Genomic DNA, 16,418 nt, shown 5'->3' on the forward strand with positions numbered 1-16,418 from the left:
TCACATCACCCGGGGACACCAGACAGGGAGTGCCCCATGTCAACCCCGTCCGCACCGTCCGCCCGCCCGGAAGCCGCCGAGGCGTCCGCCTTACCCGGGGGGACCGCCCGCGCGGGCACCGTCCTCCTCGTCATCGTCACCGCCTATCTCATGGTCGGCGTCGACTCCACCGTGGTGAACGTCGCCCTCCCCGACGTCCAGCGAGACCTCGGCTTCTCCCGCACCGGCCTGTCCTGGGTCCTCAACGCCTACACCCTCGCCTTCGGCGGTCTGCTGCTCCTCGGCGGCCGGGTCGGCGACATCGCGGGACGGCGCCGCACCCTCACCGCGGGCGTCCTGGTCTTCGCCGCCTCCTCGCTGCTCGGCGGTCTCGCCACCGAGAGCCTGTGGCTGATCGCCGCGCGCACGCTCCAGGGTGTCGGTGCCGCACTGGTCGCGCCCAGCACCCTCGCGCTGATCACCACCAACTTCCCGGAGGGCCCGCGCCGGCACCACGCCCTGGGCGTCTACTCCTCCATGGCGGGCATCGGCGCCTCCGTCGGACTGCTCCTCGGCGGACTGCTCACCTCCTGGGCGTCCTGGCGCTGGGCCCTGCTGATCAACGTGCCGATCGGCATCGGCGTCGCCGTCGCCCTCCCCCGCTTCGTGACCGAGACCCCCCGGCACGCGGGCCGGTTCGACGCGGCGGGCGCGCTGACCGGCACCGCCGGGATGTCCTGCCTCGTGTACGCGTTCATCCGGGTCTCCTCGGACGGCTGGAGCGACCTGCGGGCACAGCTCGGCTTCGCCGCGGCGGCGGCCCTGCTGGCCGGCTTCACCCTGATCGAGGCCCGCGCCCCGCAACCGGTCCTGCCACTGCGGCTGTTCGCGAGCAGGAACCGCTCCGGCGGCTACGCGGGCGTCCTGCTGCTGCCCGCCGGCATGTTCGGCGCCTTCTACTTCCTCACCCTGATCAGCCAGCAGGTCCTCGACTACAGCCCGCTGCGCGCGGGGTTCGCCTTTCTGCCGATGACCCTGGCGATGTTCACCACCGTGCGCTTCGTGCCCCGATTGCTGGCCCGCTTCGGCGCCAAGCCGGTCCTGCTCACCGGCATGTCCCTGCTCGTCGCGGCGGCCGGATGGCTGTGGCGGCTCCACCCCGGTGACGGCTACGCGGCCGGACTGCTGGGGCCGCTGCTGCTGATGGGCGTGGGTGTCGGCCTGAGCTTCATGCCGCTCACCGCGACGATCCTCGCGGGCGTCGCACCGCACGACGCTGGCGCCGCCTCCGGGCTGCTCCAGACCTTCCAGTGGCTCGGCGGCACCCTCGGGCTGTCCGTCCTGGTCACGGTGTACGGCACGGCGACCCGGCACGCGACCGGTTCGCCCGCCGCGGTCCTCACCGAGGGCGCGGCCCGCGCGTTCGGCGCGGGCGCGCTGATCGCCCTGGCCGCGCTGCTGGTGTCGGCGTTCGTGATCACCGGCGCCCGAGCCGAGAAGTAGGAAGCGGTCGGCCGGGCCCGGCACACGCGGGGGCGCGGCCCGTACCGAAGTACGGGCCGCGCCCGCGACTCGGCCCCGGAGGCCGCCGCCCGGGGCCTCGGACCTCAGCCGGCCTGCGCCCACGGCCAGTCCGCGTCCCGCGCCTGCTCGAGGAGCGGAACCATCCGGAAGGCCGCGTCCGAGAGGCCGCCGAAGGTGTGCCGGTTGTCCTTCCCCGAGGGGCCGTGACCCGCGCGGTGACCGGCGAGGTTCCACGTGTAGACCGGAACGCGCGCCGGCACCTGCTCGGTCGGGTCGCCGTGCGGGCTGTACGCGTACTGCTCGTCGGTGACGATCAGCACCCGGTCGTGCCGACGGTAGTGCCGGCGCACCGCCTCGGTGGTGTCGGTGCCGCCGAGGTCGCCGAAGCGCTCCAGCACCTTCAGCACCGACTCGCCCTTGCGGAACTTCACCCGCTTGCTGGTGGTGCCGAACTCGACGAGGTCCGCGTCCGCCGCCCGCAGCGCGAGCGCCGTGCCGAAGACCGCCGCCGCGTCGGCCCGGCTGAGCTCGGAACGCTCCGACAGCCGCGAGTAGAACATCGAGCCCGAACGGTCCACGAGGACCAGGGTCCGGCCCGGCAGCGCGGGCACGTTGGCCAGCGAGTGGCCGAGCGCCTGCTCCAGCGGGTACGACCAGCGCAGCGACGGCGCGTGCCGGTGGGCGGCGAGGTAGCGGAACGGGAACTGCCGCGAGCGCGCTACCTCCGCCGGGTCGCTGATCCTCGCGGCGACCCGGGCCGCCACCTCGTCGCCGACTCCGGCCTCGTCGAAGTTGCGCAGGTTGCGGACGAGCGCCATGGCGCCCATCGACGGGATGACCGCCTCCCACGCCGCCTTGTCCATCGGCCCCTGGAGCCAGCCGGCCAGCGCCTCCCAGGTCATCCCGGCGTCCGCCAGGCGCTGTGCCGCCTGCGCCCCGGTCACGACCTCGCGCCGCTCGGCGGGCCGCAGCGCCATCAGGTCGCGATGGGCGGCCAGTACCGGCAGCGACTCGGGGACGACGGCCGTCTCCGGGTGGTGGCGCCGGTCCAGCGCGTACCGGAACAGCTCGCCCTGCCACGGCTTGTCCGGGTCCGGCGCCGCGTGCACCAGGTTGAGGATGTCGCCGAAGCGGTAGCCCTTGGCCGCGGTGTCGTACTTCAGCAGCGACTTGCCGCTGTAGAGGCGTCGTACGGCGTCGGCGATGCCGCGCTTGACGGGCTTCGGGACGTTGCGGCCGTACCGCGAGGTCCAGTAGGCGAGCAGTTCGCCGGGCTCGTCCGGGCGCCGCAGCACCGAGGCCACGACCTGCCGGTTCGACGGGCCTTCGGTCGCCCCGGCGTCGAGCCGCGCCTTCACGTACTCGGCCGCGCCCACGAGCGAGGCGGTACGCATGTTGCCCTCGCCGCGCAGCCAGCCGAGCAGGCCGGCCGCCCACTCGGGATCGGTGACGGCGAGCTCGCGCACCAGCCGGGCGAACCGGTCGTCGCGGTCGGCACCGGTCTCGTAGAAGGTCTGCTGGGAGACGAAGTTGGACAGCGCGAGCAGAAAGAGCTCGGAGCGCGCGTCGCGCTCCTGGCCGCGGCCGCCCTGGTGGGTGCGCAGCACCCGGCCCGTCGATGTCACCCGCGAGGTGGGCTGCGCCTTCGCGGGACGGGAGTTGAATCGCGCCATGGTGAATTCCCCCGAATTCTTCCCCGACTTTCCAGTCGTGTTCCGGAGGGAGGCACGGCGAAAGGAGGGTGTCCGAGGTCGAATTCGACGGCGGTCGCTTATCAACTGGCGCGTCTTCCGTTTCCGCCACACCGACCCGAAGTCGATGACGGGATTTGAACCCGCACGGGGTTTCCACCCCACCAGTCCCCGAAGTATCCGCTGTCTGCGCACCGGGCACCCACCTTGAGCCGCGCCTCCCGAGATCAGATTCGGCGGCGGCAGGGATCTTTTTGCAGAAGAAGTAGCCGCAGCCCGCGCACCGGGAGGTGCATGAAGTTGTGGTGTCCAGAGATCGGAGCCGGCGGAACCGACGTAGGCGCTCTGACCCCTGAGCTACACCGGCCTGTTGTGCCGATGGCGGGACTCGAACCCGCGGCCGCCCCATTATGAGTGGAAGTAGGTCCTGCCTTCGCACCTGGACGTGCATCACTCTAGGAGGCGTACCGCGGGACGAGCGAGCGAATTATTATCCGCGCTTCTGCCGCTTCCAGGGCCCGGTGACGGCCAGCATGATGCCGGGGGTCTGGATGTTGGCGAAGAGCGTCTTCCCGTCGGGCGAGAAGGTGACGCCGGTGAACTCGCTGTATTCGGGCTTCTCCGCCGTGCCGATGTTCAGCTCGTTACGGGCGATGGGGTACGTGCGGCCGCTGTCGGTCGCGCCGAACAGGTGCTGGACGCCTTCGCCGTCCTCGGCGATGACGAGACCGCCGTACGGGGAGACGGTGATGTTGTCGGGGCCGTCGAAGGCGCCGTCGACGGACGGGTCGGGGTTGACGCCGAGCAGGACCTTCAGGGTGAGGGTGCGGCGCTTGGGGTCGTAGAACCAGACCGCGCCGTCGTGCTGCGCGGGGCTCTCGGTGCGGGCGTACGACGAGACGATGTACACGCCGCCGTCGCCCCACCACATGCCTTCGAGCTTGCGGGCGCGGGTGACCTCACCGGCGGCGAACTGCTTGCGCACCGAGACCGTCTTCGCGTCGCGGTCGGGGACGTCGACCCAGTCGACGCCGTACACCGTGCCGATCCTGGTGGCGCGGGAGAGGTCGTCGACGAACCTGCCGCCGGAGTCGAAGCACTTGAAGGCCTGGAGGGTGCCCGCGTCGTCGGCGAGGCCGCGCAGCCGGCCGTGGCCGTGGCAGTGGTCCTCGGGCGGGGTCCAGCGGTACAGCAGGCCGTTGGGGTTGGACGCGTCCTCGGTGAGGTAGAGGTGGCCGCGCTTGGGGTCGACGACGACGGCCTCGTGGGCGTAGCGGCCCAGCGCCTTGATGGGCTTGGGAGCGCGGTTGGCGCGGCGGTCGGCGGGGTCGACCTCGAAGACGTAGCCGTGGTCCTTGGTGAAACCGTTGGTCCCGGTGCGGTCCTCGGTCTCCTCGCAGGTCAGCCAGGTGCCCCAAGGGGTGTTGCCACCCGCGCAGTTGGTGGCGGTGCCGGCGATGCCGACCCATTCGGCGACGTGTCCGCCGGGGCGGATCTCGACGACCGTGCAGCCGCCGGCCGCCGCCGGGTCGTAGACCAGGCCGTCGGTGAGCGGCACCGGGTGCGGCCAGTTGGCGCGCGGACCGGCCAGCTCGTGGTTGTTGACCAGGAGGGTCGTGCCGCGGGGGCCTTCGAAGGTGGAGGTGCCGTCGTGGTTGGAGGGGGTGAACTCGCCGGACTCCAGCTTGGTGCGGCCGCTGTAGGTGATGACGCGGTACTTGAATCCGGCGGGCAGGGCCAGGAGGCCGTCCGGGTCGGGGATCAGCGGTCCGTAGCCGACGCCGTGGTGCCCGTGCGCCGACTCCTCCCCCACGCTCTCGGTGTCCGTGGACGCGAGGGCGTTCGGCGCGGTGGCCAGCGCGCCGACACTGCCTGCCAGTGCGACCCCGGCACCGGTGATCGCGGATTTCCTGGCGAAGTCCCTGCGGGTGAGCGACATGGTGTCTCCTGTGACGGTGGATTGCCGTGGAGGGTGGCGGAGGCGGTGTCGGCGAAACCGTCCCGCCCCCGCCTGAACGGGAGTTGAACACCGGTGGTCCGATGCGGACTCTGTTCCATGAATCCGTACGGACCTCCCCCGCAGGAGGCAAAGAAATGCCGCGCGGCCGCCACCGAGGCGGAAAGGCGCCGCTCGGCACCGGCCGTTCCGCGTCGGCACCGGCCGTTCCGCGTCGGCACCGACCGTTACCGCGTCGGCACAGGGCGGTTCCGTCGGCACAGGGCGGTTCCGTCGGCCCAGGGCGGTTCCGTCGGCACAGGGCGGTTCCGTCGGCACAGGGCGGTTCCGTCGGCCCAGGGCGGTTCCGCGTCGGCACCGGGCGGCTTCACCCCTGCTGCGAGCGCGCCTTGAACGCCGCCTTCCGGGCTTCCTTGGCCACCTTCTTGTCCGGGTGCAGGCGCCCCATCGCGTCCAGCACGTCCGCCGTGGCCGGGTGGTCCACCCGCCAGGCGGCCGCGAAGAACCCGCCGTGCTGCTCGGCGAGTCCTTCCACGAGGGCCTGGAGCTCCTCGGAGTTGCCCTCGGCCGCCAGCTGCGCGGCGACCGTGTCGATGGTGAGCCAGAAGACCATGGCCTGGGACGGCACGGGCACGTCGGCGGCCCCGTGCTCGCTCAGCCACACCCGGGCGAGGCCACCGAGTTCGGCGTCGTCCAGGACGTCGCGCAGCGCCGGTTCGGCCTCCGGGCCGACCAGCGACAGCGCCTGCTGGCAGCGCAGCCGCCGCAGGGGCGCGCCCTCGTCGGCGCCGCGCGCCGCCGCGAGCAACTCATGGGCCGCGGCGAGCGGTTCGCGGTGCGCGAGCCAGGAGCGGGTCTCGGCGTGCGCGGCCGCCGGGGGGAAGGCGGCCGTGCCGTCGAGCAGCGCGTCCGCGCCCTTGTCGGAGAGCTCCCCCACGGCCGGCGCCGCGAAGCCGGCGTCCAGCAGCCGCGCGCGCAGTCCGTAGCAGCCGAGGGGGGTGAGGCGGACCATGCCGTAGCGGGCGACGTCGGTGTCGTCGACCGAGGCCGAGGGCTGTGCGGCGGTGTCGTCGGCGTCCGTCATCAGCGCCTCGTCGACCGGCCGGTACTCCACCAGCCCCACCGGCTCCAGCAGCCGGAACTGCTCGTCCAGCCGCATCATGGCGTCGGACACCTGTTCCAGCATGTCGTTGGTGGGCTCGCGCGAGCCGTCGGGCACGATCATCGACGCGGCGAGCGCGGGAAGCGGTACGGGGCCGTCGCCGGGCCCGTCCTCGCTCACCGTGAGCAGGTAGAGGTTGCCGAGCACGCCGTCGAGGAACTCGGCCTCCGCCTCGGCGTCCCAGTCCAGCCGGGAGAGGTCGACCTCGCCGCCCTCGTCCATCGCCTCGATCAGTTCGTCGAGGTCGGGGACGCTCGCGTCGGCCAGCACCGCCTCCAGCGCGGCCAGCCACACGTCGAGCACGTCGCGCGGCGAGCCGCCGAACAGCAGGCCCAGCTCCTCGCCCGCGGCCACGGTGCCGGCCTCCTCGTCCACGACCTCGACGAGTCCGGCGTCCACGGCGATCCGCCAGGCCTCGCTCGCCAGGGCGGCCGCGTCGTCACCGGTCAGGCCGAGGACCTCGGCGGCGGCGGGCAACTGCTCCTCGACGAGTACGCCCCCGGCCTCGACCCGGGTCCCGGGTCCGGCCCAGCGGGCGAGCCGCGCGGCCCGCGAGAGCAACGGCGTGGACAGGGCGTCCCGCGCCAGCTCCGCTTCGGGGTGCAGCCGCACCGGCGGCAGGGAGGAGCTGGGGCTTGCTGACATCGGCTGGTTCTCCTAGGACGCCTTGGCGGCCGTACGCAGCACGGTGAAGGCCGTACGCGTCACGGTTCGACCACTCAGCCTAGACGGATTTCCACCCATGCCGCCCGGTTCATCTGCCCACCGGTGGCCACACTTGGCCGAATTCCCGGCAACCGGCTTGGACGGGCTGGGTATTGACGCGCGTAGATAGTACGCGGACATCTGTTCACCGCGTCATACGCGGGGCCGCGACCGGGGCCCGTACGACCGCGAGCGCGACCGGAACCCGGGCGGGTCCGGCCGCGGTCCGCGAGGCTGTCGCTCAGGACTGGCCGAACACGCCGTCGAGCCAGTCCTGCCAGGCGCTCCCGTCCGCCTTGGCGTCGGCGTCCGGCGCGAAGTCGTGGACGGAGATGCCGACCGGCGCGCCCCAGTGGTTGCGCCCGAAGAAGCGGAGCAGGGCGTCGTCGGTGCGCAGTCCCAGGAAGTACGGGTTGCGGTAGTCGACCACGGCCTCCAGCTCCCGCCCGGCCGGTCCGTGGACCGTCACCCGCGCGCCCTGCGCCGTGTCGTCGGCGAGGCCGAGGGCCCGGCCCACGGCGACGAACGCGTCGGCGGCCGTGGACGCGCCGGGCCCGTGGAGCGTCGCGAAGGCGACCGGGCGGCCCGCGAAGTGCGTCAGGTACTCGCGCAGGGTGTGCAGATAGAAGTCGGTGTGCCGGCTCGCGCCGTCGTACTGGTTGTCCCAGTCGTCGGTGAAGATCCCGCTGTGCACGTACCGCACCCAGGCCCGGCGTCCGCCGTCGCGCGGTTCGATGGTGTGGTCGAGCTGGTTCAGGCTCTGGGTCGGGAAGCGGACGTCCTCGGTGCGCGAGGTGAGGCGGTGCGGCGGATCCCAGTTCGTGAGCGTGGACCCGAAGGGACCGGTGCCGCTCTCGCCGTCGTACTCCATCGGCCACAGCCAGCCGCCGGTGTCGCGCGTGACGGCTTCCCACACCTCATCCGGCGTGGCGTCGACCTCGAACTCGCGGACGATCTCGAATTCCTTGGACATGACTGGCTCCTGGCTCCTACTGGTCGAGTTCCGGTGGGGCGGCGGACGGCCGGGCGTCGGCCCCGGCGGCGGACTGCCGGTCCTTGGGCGTGGGGTGGAGAGCCACGACGATCCGGTGATCACGGCCGCCCTCGGCCTCCGGAGCGTCGTACTTGCGGATCAGGGCGCTGATCCCCGCCGTGAGCTCCTCGACGAACGCTGCCCGATCGGCGGCGGAGGCGAAGCGCACCTCGCCGTCCAGCGCGTAGGTCGCCAGCCGTTTGCGCGCCCGCGCGGCACCGGTGATCAGCGAGCCGACATCGCGGACCAGCCGGGCGCCGAGGGCCAGCAGCCAGCGCGCGGAGAACTCGTCGCGGAAGCGGTCCGGATCCGGCTGCACGGCGGCGAGCGCGAGCGGTGAGATCACGTACGACGCCGCCGTCGCGCGCATCAGCCGCTCGGTGACGTTGCCCTTGCGGCGTTCGCCGGCCAGCTCCACCAGGCCGTGCCGCTCCAGGGCCTTGAGGTGGTAGTTCACCTTCTGCCTGGGCAGCCCGACCTGACCGGCCAGCATGGTGGCCGAGGCGGGGCCCGCGGCCAGTTCGGCGAGCAGCCTGGCCCGGATGGGATCCAGGGAGACGGCTGCGGCCTCGGAGTCCTCGATCACGGTGACGTCCAGCATGCCCCCACCCTCTCACCGAACAGTTTTTCTGTCCAGGAGGGTGGATTGTTCGGTGGGGTCGTCCGCCCGGCCCACCGGAGTCATCGGTGCGGTGCTCTGCGCCGCCGTCACCGCCGTCGGCATCGCCGCCGCCGGCTCCGCTGCCGCGGTCCCGCTCGCGCCGTCACCCGCCCGGCGAGTGCCGCTGCCGTGGGCATCGACGCCATGGGTCCCGCTGCCGTGGACGTCGTTCCCGCAGTCGCCGCGACACCGCGGCCGTGACGGTCGCGGCCCCCGCCGCGCCCGCGATCAGCACCGGCAGGGGGTGCCGCAGCCCGGCCCGCGCCGCGTTGCCCCACGGGCCCGGGAGCACATGCTCCGCCGAGCGGCCCGCCCGTACCCCCGTGTCCTGGAAACTGTGCCCCGCGCGCGCGGTCGCGTCCCGCGCTCCGCGCCCGGCGCCCACCACCGCGCCGCGCACCCCGTGCCCGGCCTCGACGGCACCGCCGCGCAACTGGACGGTCAGCGCACCAGCCCGGTCCCGGAGGTCAGCGGCACGTACCCCGGCCCGGCCCCTGACGTCCCCCTTCGCCACCGCCTCCCGCAGGAAGCCCCCGAGCCGGCCCCCGGCCCGCCGTGCCCGACGGCGCGGCGCGGCGGCCCCGTCGGCCCTGGCTCCGACTCGGGCTTCGGCCGCGCCTCCGGCCCCGGCCGGGCTCCGTGTCGTCCTGCGCCTCGTCCTGCGCTTCGTCATCGAGGCACCTCTTCTCCCTGCCCTCGCCCAAGGTCGTCGGCCCTGCCCGGCTCCCGCCCGGACCGCCCCGGCCCGGGTACCCAGGACCGACAGGACGGCTCGGCACAGGATCCGGCGAACGTCCGGGCGTCCCGACCACCCGCCCACCGAGCCGCCCCGGCGTCCGCACCCATCGACCGGCCGCCCCGAACCGCCCCTCATCCCCCCGCCGCCCCGCCGGACCCCGGCTCGCCCAGCCGGGCCAACTGGGTCTGGAACCAGTCCAGCCGGGCCTGCAACAGGGCCGCCTCGGCGACGAGTTCGGGCACACCGAGGTCGGCGCGCAGGGCCGGTCCGGCGCCGTCGCGCACACCGGTGCCGGCGGGGCCGCCGTCGCCCGCCGCGGAGGCCGGGCCGCCGGTGCCCGCGCCGACCCAGGGGCCGCCGCCCGCCGCGACCCGCAGTCCGTCCCCCGCCAGCCGGGCGAACGCCGCGAGCGAGAGGGACGTACGGCCGCGCGCACAGGCCGCGCAGGCGGGCGCCAGGGCGGACCAGCCGGGTCTGCCCCACCCGGCGTCGGCGAGCGCGGCCGCGGCCGTGCCGCAGCCGCACGGCCCGACCGTCGCCGCGCGCACCCGCTGGCGGGCGTAGCGGAAGCCGCGTTCGAAGCGGATGTAGGCGCCCAGCACGGAGACCTCCAGCAGGACGGCCGCCCGGTGCTCGGCCGTGCACAGCAGCGCCTCCGCCGTCGTACGGTCGTGCATGCAGTGGAAGCCGCAGTCGCAGCGGCGGTGCGGCGCCCGGTGCCGCAGTCCGTAGACGCAGGACGCGTCGGCCACGACCGCGTACGGCAGCGCGCCGCCGAGCGACACACCGGTGAACCCGGCCCGGGTGCCGTCCTGGGACAGCACCGGGTGGGCGATCTTGAATCCGGTCGGCGCCTCCGTCGGACGTTCCGCCGGAAGCCGCAGCCTCATCGGGCGGCCGACACCTCTTCGGGCGCGGGCGCGGGGACGGGACCGAGCACGGGTGCGGCGGAGGCGGTGGTCTCCACGTCCACCGCCTCACGGGGGAGTTCGAGTTCGTCCGGACGGGTCTGCGGCCGCTCCTGCGCGACACCGGTGGCGAGTGCCTTGCCGAGTTTCATGACGCCTCCCATGACAGGGTTCGGTGACCGTCATGGCCATAGTGACCCATGAAGGCCCGAAGGGGACACAGTGCCTCGCCCCACCGAGTCGGCCGTGCCTGCCGCCGGGCACCGGGCGGAACGGCGCGGTGGCGGGCCCGAGGAGGTCGGCGCCGCCCCGGCCCTCCGACATCTCAGCGATCCTTACCAATACCTCGCAGAAGAATTAAGTGGATCTACACGATCGTCCTGCCGAGACTGGTCCCATGACGCACACCGGTTCCTCCGCCCCGCCCTTCGGCCGCGCCCTCTGCGCCATGATCACGCCGTTCACCGAGGCGGGCGCGCTCGACCTCGACGGTGCGCAGCGACTGGCCGCGCGGCTGGTGGCGGAGGGCTGCGACGGGCTCGTCCTGTCCGGTACCACGGGCGAGTCGCCGACCACGACGGACGCCGAGAAGTCGGCGCTGATCAGTGCCGTCCGGGCGGCGGTGGGCGACCGGGTGCCACTGCTCGCCGGTGTGGGCACCTCCGACACCCGGCACACCGTGGAACTGGCCCGGGCGGCGGAGCGGGCCGGCGCGGACGCGGCTCTGGTGGTCACCCCGTACTACAGCAGGCCCCCGCAGGACGCGGTCGAGGAGCACTTCAGGGAGGTGGCGGACGCCTGCGGCCTGCCGGTCGTGCTGTACGACATCCCCGGCCGCACCGGCACCCGTATCGAGCCCGACACGATGATCCGCCTCGCCGAGCACCCGAGGATCGTCGCGGTCAAGGACTGCTCCTACAACTTCCTCGGCACCCAGAAGGTGCTGTCCCGCACGGACCTGGCGTACTACGCGGGCTGCGACGAGCACAACCTCGCCCTGTACGCGGTGGGCGCCGCCGGATACGTCAGCACGGTCGCGAACGTCGTCCCCCGCCAACTGCGTTCGGTACTGGACGCGTTCGACGCGGGCGACACGGACGGGGCGGCCCGGCTCCAGCGGCGGGCCGTCCCCCTCGTCGAGTCGATGATGGCCTCGGGCCTGCCGGGCGCCGTCACCGCCAAGGGACTCCTGGGCGCCCTCGGCCTGCCGGCCGGCCCGGTACGCGCCCCGCTGCGGCCCGCGAGCCGCGAGGAGATCGACGGACTGCTCGCGGAGCACGGACGCCTCGTGGCCGACTGACCACGGACACGGGGACCACGGACACGGGGACCACGGACACGGGGGTACGAGTCCGGGGCCGGCCCCGGAGAGAACGTCCGCGCGCCCCGCACTCCCGCTGCCGTACGGTGACCGGATGAGCCGCCCTCTGCTCTTCCTCGACGTCGACGGCCCGCTCAACCCGTACGCCGCGCAAGCGGAGCGACGGCCCGCCGGTTACACGACGATCCGGGCCACCGTGCGACCGGGCCGGCCGCTGCGGGTCTGGCTGAACCCGGAGCACGGCGCGGCGCTGCTCGCCCTGCCGTTCGAGCTGTGCTGGGCCACGACCTGGATGGACGCGGCGAACCGCTGGATCGCCCCGGTCGTCGGACTGCCCGAACTGCCGTACGTCGACTTCGGCACCCAGTTGTTCGCGTATCGGCCCGACGGGGTGCACTGGAAGACCGAGGCGATCGTGGCGTACGCCGAAGGCCGCCCCTTCGCCTGGGTGGACGACGAGCAGAGCCAGGCCGACGTCGCCTATGTGACCGCCCACCATCCCGGCCCCGCGCTGCTGCACCACGTCGACCCGCGGATCGGGCTGCGGACGGACGACTTCGCGACGCTGGCGGAGTTCGCGGCAGGCCTGCCGGAGTGACGAAAGCGCCTTCCCGCTCCTCGGACGCCCAGACGTCGCCCCGACTCCTGAACGGCACCCCATCCGGATACATCCGAAATGCCGGTCATGAGAGCTGTCGGTACGTTCCTCGCAGGCCGGTTGTCCGGCCTGCGTAGTCCGACAGAGAGAAGTGACATGCCTCCGCATATTTTTGCTGTGGTCGGCACCGGATTGAGCGCGACCGCCCTGGTGACCGCCGGCATCACCTACGCCCCGACCGCCGGATCCGTCCCGGCGCCCCAGCCCGTCCACCGAGTGGCCCGGCCTGTGCAACGAGCCGCTCCGGTCGCGGCTGTCGCGGCCGTCGCCGCTCCCTTGGGCGACAGGAGCGCGAGCGGGGAGAGGAACGAGGGCCACGACGAGGGCGGACGAGACCGCGATCGCAGGGAAGACGGAAGGATCTACTTCAACGAGCGCACGTACTCCGCCTCCGCCGACGGCTGCATCACCGCGGCCGGCTCCAGCAGCTTCAGCATCTTCAATGACAGCCGGCAGACCGTCGAGGTCTTCCGTGGCTTCAGCTGTGCCGGCGCTCCGGTCGCCACCGTGGGTCCGCACGGCGAGACCTATGGCACCGTGACCCGTACCGACCTCGGGGGCATGTTCGGTGACGACGGCGCCGCGGGCAGCTTCCGGGTGATCGACGACCACGACGAGTGGTGACAGCGACGCCCGGCACACGGTGAGGACCCCGGCCCGCCCGACATCCACACCCGACGCGCGAGCGCCCTCCCGGGCCCCTGGGGCCGTGGAAGGGCGCTCGCGCGGGTGCGGTGATCAGTTGTGGCTGTGCAGGACGTCGTTCAGGCCGCCCCATTCCGCGTTGTTCGGGCGGCCCTCGACCGTGCCGGTGACCGAGTTGCGGCGGAAGAGGATGTTGGAGGCGCCGGACAGCTCGCGGGCCTTGACGATCGAGCCGTCGGGCAGCGTGACGCGGGTGCCGGCGGTCAGGTACAGACCCGCCTCGACCACGCAGTCGTCGCCGAGGGCGATGCCGACACCGGCCTCGGCGCCGACCAGGGAGCGCTCGCCGATGGCGACGCGCTGCTTGCCGCCGCCGGAGAGGGTGCCCATGGTGGAGGCGCCGCCGCCGATGTCCGAGCCGTCGCCGACCACGACGCCCTGCGAGATCCGGCCCTCGACCATGGAGGTGCCCAGGGTGCCGGCGTTGAAGTTGACGAAGCCCTCGTGCATCACGGTGGTGCCGGCCGCGAGGTGGGCGCCGAGGCGGACGCGGTCGGCGTCGGCGATCCGGACGCCGGCCGGGGCCACGTAGTCGGTCATGCGCGGGAACTTGTCCACGCCGAAGACGCCGAGGTGCAGGCCGCGCGCGCGGGCGGCCAGACGCACGGTCTCCAGGGTGTCCACGGCGACCGGGCCGAGCGAGGTCCAGGCGACGTTGGCGAGGAAGCCGAAGATGCCGTCCAGGTTCTGCTCGTTCGGCTTGACCAGCCGGTGCGAGAGCAGGTGCAGACGCAGGTAGACGTCGTGCGTGTCGAGCGGCTTGTCGTCGAGCGAGGAGATGACCGTACGGACCGCGACGATCTCCACACCGCGCACCTCGTCCTTGCCGAGGGCGGCGACACCGTGCTCACCGAGCAGTTCCCGGGTGCGTTCGTCGTCGAGGCGCTCGGTGCCGGCGGGGCCCGGTGCGGCGGACAGCTCGGGCGCGGGGAACCAGGTGTCGAGAACGGTGCCGTCGGCGGCGACGGTGGCGAGCCCGGCGGCCACGGCGCCGGTGGTACGAGGAGCAGTCGTTTCGGTCATGAGGGAAACCTAACCGGCCGGGGGGCCGGGAGGCCAACCAGCCGCGGGCCGTCTCAGGTGGCGGGCGAGGACGCCCCGGGCGGGGCCGCCGTCCGCCGGTGACCCGGTCCCGCCAGGCCCTTTCCGCCCCTCACCCGGATCGCCGCGCCGGTGATCCGCGGCCGCCCTCGTCCCCCCTGCGCAAGCGCGCGTGACAGCCCCTCCACAGGTGTCCCACAACGTACGGATGACGCGCGTAGACGACACGCGTAGAACACGTCCCGTACATGGGGGCGTAACGCTGGGCCCCTAGAACTCTGCACGACCAGTCGCTCATGTACGTCGCACCAACTCCGTTCACCCCACTGACAGTTGTAAGGACGCGCATGAACAGAACACTCGCTCTCGGCACCCGTGCCCTGGCCGCCGGTCTGCTCGGTTCGGCGGCGCTCGTCGCCCTCCCGGCGAGCGCGCACGCGGCCGCGTACCCCATCTCCGCGATCCAGGGCTCGACCCGGATATCCCCCTACAACGGCTCGACGGTCACCACGACCGGCATCGTCACCGCGATCCGCTCCACCGGCTCCTCGCGCGGCTTCTGGATCCAGAGCGCGAGCGGTGACGGCAACGCGGCGACCAGTGACGCGATCTTCGTCTACACGGGGTCCACCACTCCGGGCACCGCGGTCGGCAACAGCGTCACGGTCACCGGCAAGGTCTCCGAGTACTACCCGGACTCCTCCTCCGGCAGCCAGTCGCTCACCGAGCTGGGCAGCGCCTCCTGGACCACCGACTCGACGGGGAACACCCTCCCTTCGGCCGTCACGATCAGCGACTCGACGGTCCCGGCGACCTACACGCGCACCAACAACGGTGGCTCGATCAACTCCTTCACGCTGGCTCCGACGACGTACGCCCTCGACTACTACGAGTCCCTGGAGGGCATGCGGGTCTCCGTCGGCTCCGCGCCGGTGGTCGGCCGGACCGACGAGTACAGCGAGCTGTGGGTCGACGTGAAGCCCTCGCAGGTGACCTCGGCCCGCGGCGGCTCCCTGTACTCCTCCTACAGCAGCCAGAACTCCGGCCGGGTGCAGATCGGCACCCTGCTGTCGTCGACGTTCCCGACGGCGACCGTGGGTGACACGCTGTCCGGTGCCACCGGCGTCCTCGACTACATCGCGTACGGCGGCTACACCCTCCAGGCCACCTCGCTGGGCACCCTCACCTCGGGCGGTGTCGCCAAGGAGACGACGACGGACCGGTCGACGGGCCAGTTGTCGGTGGCGACGTACAACGTGGAGAACCTCGACCCGACCGACGCCGCCTCGAAGTTCACAGCGCTCGCCTCGGGCATCGTGAACAACCTCAAGTCGCCCGACATCGTGGCCCTGGAGGAGGTCCAGGACAACAACGGCGCCACGGACGACGGCACCGTCTCCGCCGCCACGACCCTGTCCACGCTGATCTCGGCGATCAGGACGGCGGGCGGCCCGACCTACTCGTACACCCAGATCAACCCGACGAACGACGCGGACGGCGGGGAGACCGGCGGCAACATCCGCCAGGTGTTCCTGTACAACTCCGCCCGGGTGGGCTTCACTTCGCGCGGCAGTGCCACGGCGACCACCGTGAACTCGGTGACGACGAGCAGCGGGGTGGCCCAGCTGACGTACAACCCGGGCCGGATCGCCCCCAGCAACTCCGCCTGGACGGACAGCCGCAAGCCGCTGGCGGCGGAGTTCACCTTCGGCGGCGAGAAGTACTTCGTGATCGCCAACCACTTCGTGTCGAAGGGCGGCGACTACTCGCTGCACAGCCAGTACCAGGCGCCGGCCCGGTCCTCCGAGACCCAGCGGGGCAGCCAGGGCTCGGTGGTGAACTCCTTCGTGGACTCGATCCTCGCCGCCCAGTCGGACGCGAACGTGGTCGTGCTCGGTGACCTGAACGACTACCAGTTCTCCACCGCCGTCTCCAACCTGGAGGGCGGGGTGCTGACCGACCTGGTGGACACCCTGCCGACCGCGCAGCGGTACACCTACGTCTACGACGGCAACTCCCAGGCGCTGGACCACACCCTGGTCAGCTCGTCGATCACGTCGTACGACTACGACATCGTGCACATCAACAGCGAGTTCCCGGACCAGACCAGCGACCACGACCCGCAGGTCGTGCGGATCACCCCCTGACCGCGGGGATCCGGTGGCGGCCCGGCCGTCACCGGATCCGACCCGCCCGGTGACCCACCACCGGTGTAACCCAGGGAAACCGCTCGCTGAAACAGGTGTCCCAACTCCCGTACCTCCACTACTCTTTCACCGCTCCAACCCCCCACCATCACCACGGCCACAGCCGTCGCCCCGGGCGTCGGCGGAG

The 16,418-nt window shown here is 72.7% G+C and carries 14 protein-coding genes and 1 tRNA gene; 5 read left to right on the forward strand and 10 right to left on the reverse strand.

What is annotated here, in order from left to right; genetic code table 11:
- Nucleotides 1-36: 36 nt before the first annotated feature.
- Nucleotides 37-1,482: an MFS transporter gene (locus ACZ60B_RS30695; protein WP_469392655.1), complete on the forward strand. Its 1,446-nt coding sequence runs from the start codon at nt 37-39 to the stop codon at nt 1,480-1,482.
- Between the two features lie 104 nt (nt 1,483-1,586).
- Here ACZ60B_RS30695 and ACZ60B_RS30700 read toward each other — a convergent pair whose 3' ends face one another.
- From ACZ60B_RS30700 to ACZ60B_RS30740, 9 genes are all read right to left on the reverse strand, one after another.
- Nucleotides 1,587-3,176 (reverse strand): TROVE domain-containing protein, encoded by a 1,590-nt coding sequence (locus ACZ60B_RS30700; RefSeq protein ID WP_469392657.1) that lies wholly within the window; start codon nt 3,174-3,176, stop codon nt 1,587-1,589.
- Nucleotides 3,177-3,570: 394 nt separating this feature from the next.
- Nucleotides 3,571-3,640, reverse strand: a tRNA-Met gene (locus tag ACZ60B_RS30705).
- A 44-nt stretch (nt 3,641-3,684) separates the two neighbouring features.
- A complete protein-coding gene (locus ACZ60B_RS30710) occupies nt 3,685-5,133 on the reverse strand; it encodes an alkaline phosphatase PhoX (protein ID WP_469392659.1) in 1,449 nt (482 codons plus the stop codon).
- Between the two features lie 385 nt (nt 5,134-5,518).
- Complete coding sequence (locus ACZ60B_RS30715; RefSeq protein WP_469392661.1) at nt 5,519-6,958, reverse strand: hypothetical protein; 1,440 nt, start codon at nt 6,956-6,958, stop codon at nt 5,519-5,521.
- Nucleotides 6,959-7,259: 301 nt separating this feature from the next.
- Complete coding sequence (locus tag ACZ60B_RS30720; protein ID WP_469392662.1) at nt 7,260-7,991, reverse strand: SRPBCC family protein; 732 nt, start codon at nt 7,989-7,991, stop codon at nt 7,260-7,262.
- 16 nt (nt 7,992-8,007) lie between these two features.
- Nucleotides 8,008-8,652: an ArsR/SmtB family transcription factor gene (locus tag ACZ60B_RS30725; protein ID WP_469392664.1), complete on the reverse strand. Its 645-nt coding sequence runs from the start codon at nt 8,650-8,652 to the stop codon at nt 8,008-8,010.
- 163 nt (nt 8,653-8,815) lie between these two features.
- Nucleotides 8,816-9,385 (reverse strand): DUF3618 domain-containing protein, encoded by a 570-nt coding sequence (locus ACZ60B_RS30730; RefSeq protein ID WP_469392666.1) that lies wholly within the window; start codon nt 9,383-9,385, stop codon nt 8,816-8,818.
- Between the two features lie 197 nt (nt 9,386-9,582).
- Nucleotides 9,583-10,341, reverse strand: a complete 759-nt coding sequence (locus tag ACZ60B_RS30735; protein WP_469392668.1) for a hypothetical protein — start codon at nt 10,339-10,341, stop codon at nt 9,583-9,585.
- The gene (locus ACZ60B_RS30740) at nt 10,338-10,511 is read right to left on the reverse strand and encodes a hypothetical protein (RefSeq protein ID WP_469392670.1); all 174 of its coding nucleotides are present in this window, start codon (nt 10,509-10,511) and stop codon (nt 10,338-10,340) included. The genes ACZ60B_RS30735 and ACZ60B_RS30740 overlap by 4 nt, the downstream gene beginning before the upstream one ends.
- 245 nt (nt 10,512-10,756) lie before the next feature.
- Between ACZ60B_RS30740 and dapA the strand changes: the two genes are divergently transcribed.
- The 3 genes from dapA (at nt 10,757) to ACZ60B_RS30755 (ending at nt 12,962) form a co-directional block, all read left to right on the forward strand.
- Nucleotides 10,757-11,659: a 4-hydroxy-tetrahydrodipicolinate synthase gene (dapA, locus tag ACZ60B_RS30745; protein WP_469392672.1), complete on the forward strand. Its 903-nt coding sequence runs from the start codon at nt 10,757-10,759 to the stop codon at nt 11,657-11,659.
- A 115-nt stretch (nt 11,660-11,774) separates the two neighbouring features.
- Entirely contained in the window at nt 11,775-12,278 is a 504-nt protein-coding gene (locus ACZ60B_RS30750) for an HAD domain-containing protein (RefSeq protein ID WP_469392674.1), read from the forward strand.
- A gap of 177 nt (nt 12,279-12,455) precedes the next feature.
- The gene (locus ACZ60B_RS30755) at nt 12,456-12,962 is read left to right on the forward strand and encodes a hypothetical protein (RefSeq protein ID WP_469392676.1); all 507 of its coding nucleotides are present in this window, start codon (nt 12,456-12,458) and stop codon (nt 12,960-12,962) included.
- Between the two features lie 114 nt (nt 12,963-13,076).
- Here the strand turns inward: ACZ60B_RS30755 and dapD are convergent, their stop codons facing one another.
- Nucleotides 13,077-14,066, reverse strand: coding sequence for a 2,3,4,5-tetrahydropyridine-2,6-dicarboxylate N-succinyltransferase (gene dapD / locus ACZ60B_RS30760; RefSeq protein WP_469392678.1), 990 nt, complete (start codon nt 14,064-14,066; stop codon nt 13,077-13,079).
- Nucleotides 14,067-14,431: 365 nt separating this feature from the next.
- On the opposite strand from dapD, the gene ACZ60B_RS30765 reads away from it, so the two are divergent.
- The gene (locus ACZ60B_RS30765) at nt 14,432-16,231 is read left to right on the forward strand and encodes an endonuclease/exonuclease/phosphatase family protein (RefSeq protein WP_469392680.1); all 1,800 of its coding nucleotides are present in this window, start codon (nt 14,432-14,434) and stop codon (nt 16,229-16,231) included.
- The last annotated feature ends 187 nt before the right edge of the window (nt 16,232-16,418 follow it).

The sequence above is a fragment of the Streptomyces sp. NPDC104096 genome (assembly GCF_055584385.1).